This window comes from uncultured Mucilaginibacter sp., assembly GCF_903913935.1.
Classification (GTDB): domain Bacteria; phylum Bacteroidota; class Bacteroidia; order Sphingobacteriales; family Sphingobacteriaceae; genus Mucilaginibacter.
In genome coordinates this window covers 1-6,802 of record NZ_CAIWNH010000155.1, presented here as the reverse complement: position 1 = coordinate 6,802, position 6,802 = coordinate 1, and the positions used below count along the sequence as shown (strand labels likewise).

The window sequence follows — 6,802 nt, the reverse complement described above, 5'->3', positions numbered from 1 at the left end:
TGAACTACATGATAATCAACTTTTTCCACTAAATAAGCTTGCCCTACACCTTTATCATCCCAGGTATTTTTGCCGTCATCGGTCACAATTATTCTTCCTTTGTGTAAGGTGTACCACTTTGAATATCCTTTAATCGCTACCAAAACAGCTGTTTCATCCCAGCTCATGCGGCCAACGGAATCTTCTTTAGCCAAAGGGATGGAAATGCGGAACACATCTTTTACAGGGTCGTTTTGTATAGATGTGTTATGGATAAGCGGTAAACCAACCTTTATTTTCTCCCCTATCTCAAAGCCGCTCAGGATGATTGGGGTATCCCAATGTGCATAAACATTTTGCGACGCTTTGGCATCCTGCATTACATTGAACTCATAACCCGAGGGATATTTCCCTGCCATGCAAACAAGTAATTTTACTTTATTTTTCACCAGCTCACTCCCGGATAATTTCGAATATACATCCGGCTTTGTATTCAGCAAATTCGAAAGGTTGGTTAAAAAACCGATGGTTACTACCGTTACACTATGATCAGGTTGCGCTGCCAATATTTTGCGGTAAAGTTTAACGGCATCCCAGGCGTCATCGTTGGTTTTTATTTTGTGCGGATATTTCGCCAGTACGGTATCTGTCCAATGCTGCCCGTCGCGCAGGGTTAAAGCATAACCTTTGGGCACCCCGACCGGGATACCCGATCGTTTAAAATAAGTATTGAATACATTTAAAACCCCGGCAACACCATCATACTTGGTACTCGCCATGGTCGCCAGTATTTTTGCTTCGCCTTTATCTGCCAGGGCATGTAAAATGGTGATGGCGCCAACATCGTCATAATCCGGCCCCATATCGCTGTCCAAAATTAGATGAACCGGTTTAGTTGCTTTCTGCGCAAAGACGCTTCCGGCGAATAGAAACATCAAAGAGAAAATAAAAATCCTTTTAAGCATGGTTTTAAATTGATTCAACAAGGTACACTGAAAATAGCAAATTACAACAATAAAAGCCTGGTCCTTTCAAAAAGCTGCCTGTGAGGACACAGGCTGCGGGGGTAGGCCCAGGGCGACCACAAGGGATCGCCCCTACACATGTCCACCTTCCTTTATAAAGATCACAATTTCATTAAAATCAACCTGGCGTTATCACAAATGATCCGTAGGGGCGATCCCTCGTGGTCGCCCAATTATCGCAGACAACCCCGGGTGGACGATTTTTTACCCGATAAATAGAGAATGCGAAATAAAAAGTTAAAAGCGATTTGCCTGTCCTATATAACCTATTCAACATAATCAACCAATCAATTTTTCCAACAAAATCTGTAACTTTAGCTCATTAACTTTATCCAAATCATAATTATTACCTGATATAAACCTATGTTAAGCATCCGCAATATTGTGAAACAATACGCCGGGCATACGGCATTAAGCGATGTAAGTTTAGAAGTTAAAAGCGGGCAGATCTTTGGCCTGCTGGGGCCTAACGGCGCCGGCAAAACTTCCCTTATCCGCATCATTACCCAAATTACAGCGCCTGATTCAGGCGAAATTTATTTTAACGGTCAAAAGCTCAATCAATCCCATATCGACCGCATGGGTTATTTACCAGAGGAACGCGGGCTTTATAAAAAAATGGAGATCGGCGAGCAAATGATCTACCTTGCGCGGTTAAAAGGACTCAGCCGCGATGAAGCCATCAAAAGACTAAAAGTATGGTTTAAAAAGCTGGGTATGGAAACCTGGTGGAAAATGAAGATCGAGGAGCTATCCAAGGGGATGCAGCAAAAAGCGCAGTTTGTGGCCACCGTACTACATGAGCCTGATTTGATCATCCTGGATGAACCATTCAGCGGTTTCGACCCGGTAAATGCCGAGATCATCAAAGATGAGATCCTGGAACTTAACCGCAATGGCGCAACCATCCTATTCTCCACTCACCGGATGGAATCGGTAGAAGAACTTTGCGATTCCATAGCCCTCATTAACAAATCAAAGAAGATCCTGGATGGCTCCGTCAAAATTATCCGCAACTCCTACCGTAACGGCACCTTCTTGGTTGAATACAGCGGCGACAGAATAATTTTTGACGGCAAGCAGCCATTTGATCTCGTTGAAGAAATGGCAGCAGATGATGAAACCCATACGCTTAAAATTAAACTTGCCGGCGCTAATTCCTCCAACGATGTGTTGCAATATATTATCCCTCTGGCACGCATCAATATGTTGCAGGAGCTGGTCCCGAGTATGAACGAAATATTTATTGAAAACGTAAACAAAATCGCCTGAGCCATGGATAAAGTATTATTAATCATTCAAAGGGAATATTTTACCCGCGTACGAAAAAAGGCGTTTATCATCATGATATTTGTGGTGCCCTTGCTGATTTTAGCTATGGGCGCCGTAATCACCCTGGTAGCCAGGAACAGCGACAACCTAAGCGACCCACTGGTGGTTAAGGTGATAGACCTGAGCGGGCAGTTTAGCGGAAAATTTAAAAACCAGAAAAACCTGACATTTGAATTGACAACGCAGTCCATCGATGATTTGAAACCGGCGCTTAACAAAGACGGGGACCTTTCGGCATTGGTAATACCAACCGACTATACTAAAAAGGATTCTGTGAAAATATATTCGCAAAAGAAGCCGGGTATTACGCTCACCTCGAAAATTGAAGAGGAAATGAATGCCATTGCGATAAACAATGGTATGCTTAAAAACCATATCGACACCTCCTTGCTGCATTCCATCAAAAGCGACATCTCGCTTAACCCGATGGAAATAACCAGTAGTGGCACTAATAAAACCAGCCAGGGCGCCGATATTGCCGTTGGTATTGCTTGTGCGGTGTTAATTTATTTATGCTTGTTTATATACGGCGCCCAGGTAATGCGGGGTGTTATTGAAGAAAAAACCAGTCGCATCATCGAAGTAGTGATATCATCCGTAAAGCCGTTTCAGCTTATGCTGGGCAAAATTATCGGTGTTGGTTTGGTTGGATTAACTCAATTTGCAGCCTGGATAGTATTGTCGATAGTTTCAACCAAAATCGTAGGGCACGCGTTATCATCGCCGCAAGGTGGAATGATGCAGGCGTTAGCCGCATTGCAAACCATTCATTTTGGCAGCCTGCTATTTTATTTCCTGTTTTATTTTCTTACAGGATATCTTCTATATAGTGCATTGTTTGCAGCAGTTGGTTCGGCAGTTGACAGCGAGACCGAAACGCAGCAATTTATGTTCCCTGTTACACTTCCTTTGTTATTTACCTATATTTTATCGGTATCAATATTGTTCCGGGCGCCCGATAGCCCGTTAGCGGTATGGCTGTCAATGATCCCTTTTACAGCCCCGGTAGCAATGATGGTGAGGATACCGTTTGGCGTGCCGGGCTGGCAACTGGCCATATCCATGTCGTTAATGGTGGTAACCTTTATTTTTACCACCTATGTGGCCGCGCGGATCTATCGTGTCGGCATTTTAATGTACGGCAAAAAGGCAAGCTATAAAGAACTGGTAAAATGGTTTTTTTATAAAGAGTAGTAGCCCCCTGGCCCCCTAAAGGGGGAAAAGAAAAACAAACGCACTATAATTCCCTAAATGCTAAACAATTTAGGGGATTGTTTATTTTAGCAATATGAATGATCGCTACGCCGTGATGGACCTCGGCACAAATACTTTCCACCTTTTAATCGCTGAAGCGGGCAATCATGGGTTTAATGAAATTGTACATGAGGAAGAACCGGTGAAACTGGGCGAAGGCGGCATTAATAAAGGCTATATAGTACCCGCTGCATTTGAGCGTGGCATAAAAACCATGGAGCAGTTTAGCGAACTGATCAAAAACAACAACGTTCAGCAAGTAAGGGCCATTGCTACCTCGGCATTACGCAGTGCGGCAAACGGCGAGGATTTTATCCGGCAGGTAAAAGAAAAAACTGGCATAGCTATCGAAATCATTAACGGCGACCAGGAAGCGGCTTTTATTTACAAAGGGGTTAAAGCAAGCGGCTGCCTGACGGACGAAAACAGCCTTATTGTTGACATTGGCGGGGGCAGCGTGGAATTTATTATTTGTAACGATAACAACGTCTATTGGAAACAAAGCTTTGAAATAGGTGCAGCCCGGCTGATGGATAAATTTCACCGGACTGACCCGATACCGCCGGAATCTATTAACGCGTTAAACCTTTACCTGGAGGATCAATTGCAAAGTCTTTTCGAAGCTATAAAAACATTCCCTGTTCATACGCTTATTGGCTCATCAGGCTCTTTTGAGAGTTATACGGGTTTAATAGAAACGGCAAAAGGACATGCCTTTGATCTGAAAAAAATCAAATCCTATGAATTTAATATGGATGAGCTTTTGAAATTGATGGAACAGGTCATCCTTTCCACTCATCAGGAAAGAATAGAAAACCCGGGCATCATCACTGTCCGGAAGGATATGATCGTAACGGCTTCTATACTCGCCCGGTTTATCCTTGAAAAATTAAAGATCAGCACAGTGATGATGACCACCCATTCCCTAAAAGAAGGGGTGCTGGCGGAGATGATGGGTTAACGGATATTAAACGCAATAGCGCATGTTGAAAATCCGATGAGAACAACTGCAAGAGAACTTAATAAAAGCGGTCGCCTGAATTTTCTCCAAATCAACCCCAATAAGAAACAAGCAAGAAAATGGAATAAAATTATAACCGCTAAGCCTAATACATCGTCTGCATTGTGGCTGGTAATTCTGACATATAAGGTATAAGCTATTAGAACAACTATGTTTATCAGCACAATCATCATGGTGTTATCCTTCTTTTTCTTCTCGTCCATCAACTTGTTTTTTTACTAACCCATTCCTATAACCATAACACAGGTTGAAAACCCGATGGCTACCACTAAAACACCGCTTAAAACCCACATCCAGCTTTTGCTGCTGATGGCCATCACAAAACAAACTATAAAATGCCCCAGCAAAACAAATGCATCAAAAAGAAACCCGCCCTGGCTGGCCAGCATTTTAAATATAATTGTATAGAAAGCCAAAGCGAGCAAGTTATAGGCCACAATAGCCATGTTACCCATAGGCTTATTGTTACCCGGTTGTTTTTCTTCAGGCTGAGGGTTTGGATCCCATATGTTTTGATCTGCCATTATACAAGTATTTCATTTCTCAACTGTTTTAAATATTCCACTTTATCGTCCCGGTAAAAAATATTCATCGTTTCAAAAGGGATGATCTGCAGATAATTATTCACAATATGAACGCACGATTTTTTGATCGCCCTTACATCAAAATTCTGCGCATCGATAAACTGCATAATGATGACCCTGAAAAGATTATCATACCCCAAATTGGGCGCGTCAATTTCCGGCAGGCAGCACATGATGGATTTTAAATGTTCCTTTGCCGTCTCCACTGAATTTCCCGTACTGAACATATTCAGCAAATGCATTTTCAGCTGTTCATCCTGTTCATAAACAATGGTATTTTTTGAATTATCCAGCAGGTCGTCCGGGTTAATCATGCGTGTTAACGGAAAAACCTGCCCGCCAAGTTTTAAGGCATAGCCCATCACCAGCGCATCCGGGTTGCAGGGTACTGGGATCAGGTCATGTTCGTTAAAAATATCGGTTTGTTGCAATATGGCCGACCTTACTTCTGTCAGGGTATACCTGTCAGTCGCAGGGTTAAAGTTTTCCAGCCGCCCCGCCTGTTGGGTAGGCTGAAAAGTTACGCCGCGCACACAGGGCTGTTTTAGGGCATATTCAATGATCATGCCTATCTCATCTGTATTAACCCCCTTTTGCAGCGTCACCACCAGCGTAGTAGATAAATTATACTTGTTCAGATTTTCCAGCGCCTTTATCCTTACCTCGCGCAGGTCCTCACCGCGCATTAGCTCCAAAGCTTCTTTTTTAAAAGAATCGAATTGCAGGTAGATCTCAAAATCGGGCATATAGGTTGCCAGGCGCTTTACAAAATTTTCATCCTTGGCAATCCTGATACCGTTGGTATTCAGCATCAAATGCCTGATAGGTTTTGTTTTGGCGATGTCCAGGATCTCAAAGAATTGCGGGTGTACGGTAGGTTCTCCCCCGCTGATCTGCACCACATCTGGCTGGCCCTCATTTTCAACGATTACATCCAGCATCTGCTCTATCTCGGCAAGGGTGCGGTGCCTGCCATAGCTGGGCGACGACATGGCATAACAAGTTGGGCAGCTTAAATTGCAGCGGTCGGTAACCTCCAAAACGGTAAGGCACGAATGCTGCTCATGATCCTGGCATAAACCACAATCATAAGGGCAGCCATAATGTGTTTTTGAGTTGAACTTTAACGGCATTTCACTGCGCTTGGCGTAATTGCGGCAGTTTTTATAATACTCAATATCGGTAGCTATCAAAACCTTTTCAAAGCCATGCTGCCGGCAGGTTTTCAGCATAAACACTTTATCGTCCTCAAATACAATTTTGGCGTCGACCCGTCTTAAACAAGTCGAACAAATACTCAGCGTAAAATCATAGTAAATATAGGGGCGTTCAGGCATCTGGTTTGATCAGTTTTGAAGGATAGAGAAAAACTTTATAATAATACAAAATACCCGCAACACAAACTAATTGAATTACCGAAAGGCCGAAACTAAAAAAGTAATCGGGCTTGATAAATTCGACCAGAAAGCGAAAAATGAGGTAGCCTGATAGAAATATCTTAAACTTTGATCCATCGGTTCACTACCATCATCATTTTTCTCTGTCATACCACCCCATTTGAAAGTGTCGCCACCCGATTCATTCATCAATCTAACCCAGTTGCTTTT

General features: G+C 43.0%; 9 protein-coding genes. 3 read left to right on the top strand and 6 right to left on the bottom strand.

Annotated elements, in window-relative coordinates:
- A partial coding sequence (locus QZY09_RS05870) for a nucleoside hydrolase (RefSeq protein WP_295669467.1) occupies positions 1 to 944 on the bottom strand: 944 nt, incomplete at its 3' end.
- Between the two features lie 423 nt (positions 945 to 1,367).
- On the opposite strand from QZY09_RS05870, the gene QZY09_RS05865 reads away from it, so the two are divergent.
- From QZY09_RS05865 to QZY09_RS05855, 3 genes are all read left to right on the top strand, one after another.
- A complete protein-coding gene (locus QZY09_RS05865) occupies positions 1,368 to 2,276 on the top strand; it encodes an ABC transporter ATP-binding protein (RefSeq protein ID WP_295669465.1) in 909 nt (302 codons plus the stop codon).
- Positions 2,277 to 2,279: 3 nt separating this feature from the next.
- Positions 2,280 to 3,530: an ABC transporter permease gene (locus QZY09_RS05860; protein ID WP_295669463.1), complete on the top strand. Its 1,251-nt coding sequence runs from the start codon at positions 2,280 to 2,282 to the stop codon at positions 3,528 to 3,530.
- Between the two features lie 94 nt (positions 3,531 to 3,624).
- The gene (locus QZY09_RS05855; protein WP_295669461.1) at positions 3,625 to 4,551 is read left to right on the top strand and encodes an exopolyphosphatase; all 927 of its coding nucleotides are present in this window, start codon (positions 3,625 to 3,627) and stop codon (positions 4,549 to 4,551) included.
- Here QZY09_RS05855 and QZY09_RS05850 read toward each other — a convergent pair.
- The 5 genes from QZY09_RS05850 to QZY09_RS05835 form a co-directional block, all read right to left on the bottom strand.
- Entirely contained in the window at positions 4,548 to 4,814 is a 267-nt protein-coding gene (locus QZY09_RS05850) for a hypothetical protein (RefSeq protein ID WP_295669459.1), read from the bottom strand. The two genes, QZY09_RS05855 and QZY09_RS05850, sit on opposite strands and share 4 nt — an antisense overlap.
- 15 nt (positions 4,815 to 4,829) lie before the next feature.
- Complete coding sequence (locus QZY09_RS05845; RefSeq protein ID WP_295669458.1) at positions 4,830 to 5,135, bottom strand: hypothetical protein; 306 nt, start codon at positions 5,133 to 5,135, stop codon at positions 4,830 to 4,832.
- Complete coding sequence (locus tag QZY09_RS05840; RefSeq protein WP_295669457.1) at positions 5,135 to 6,532, bottom strand: radical SAM protein; 1,398 nt, start codon at positions 6,530 to 6,532, stop codon at positions 5,135 to 5,137. The genes QZY09_RS05845 and QZY09_RS05840 overlap by 1 nt, the downstream gene beginning before the upstream one ends.
- On the bottom strand, positions 6,525 to 6,659 hold the full coding sequence (locus QZY09_RS24695; protein ID WP_367119172.1) for a hypothetical protein: 135 nt from the start codon (positions 6,657 to 6,659) through the stop codon (positions 6,525 to 6,527). The genes QZY09_RS05840 and QZY09_RS24695 overlap by 8 nt, the downstream gene beginning before the upstream one ends.
- Positions 6,608 to 6,802, bottom strand: a 195-nt coding sequence (locus QZY09_RS05835; RefSeq protein WP_295669456.1) for a hypothetical protein, incomplete at its 5' end; no start/stop codon positions are given. The genes QZY09_RS24695 and QZY09_RS05835, both read right to left, overlap by 52 nt.

Bases quoted from the DNA above. Each gene is read 5' to 3' on its own strand.
- QZY09_RS05865 (WP_295669465.1), top strand. From the start codon at position 1,368: ATGTTAAGCATCCGCAATATTGTGAAACAATACGCCGGGCATACGGCA.
- QZY09_RS05860 (WP_295669463.1), top strand. From the start codon at position 2,280: ATGGATAAAGTATTATTAATCATTCAAAGGGAATATTTTACCCGCGTA.
- QZY09_RS05855 (WP_295669461.1), top strand. From the start codon at position 3,625: ATGAATGATCGCTACGCCGTGATGGACCTCGGCACAAATACTTTCCAC.
- QZY09_RS05850 (WP_295669459.1), bottom strand. From the start codon at position 4,814: ATGGACGAGAAGAAAAAGAAGGATAACACCATGATGATTGTGCTGATA.
- QZY09_RS05845 (WP_295669458.1), bottom strand. From the start codon at position 5,135: ATGGCAGATCAAAACATATGGGATCCAAACCCTCAGCCTGAAGAAAAA.
- QZY09_RS05840 (WP_295669457.1), bottom strand. From the start codon at position 6,532: ATGCCTGAACGCCCCTATATTTACTATGATTTTACGCTGAGTATTTGT.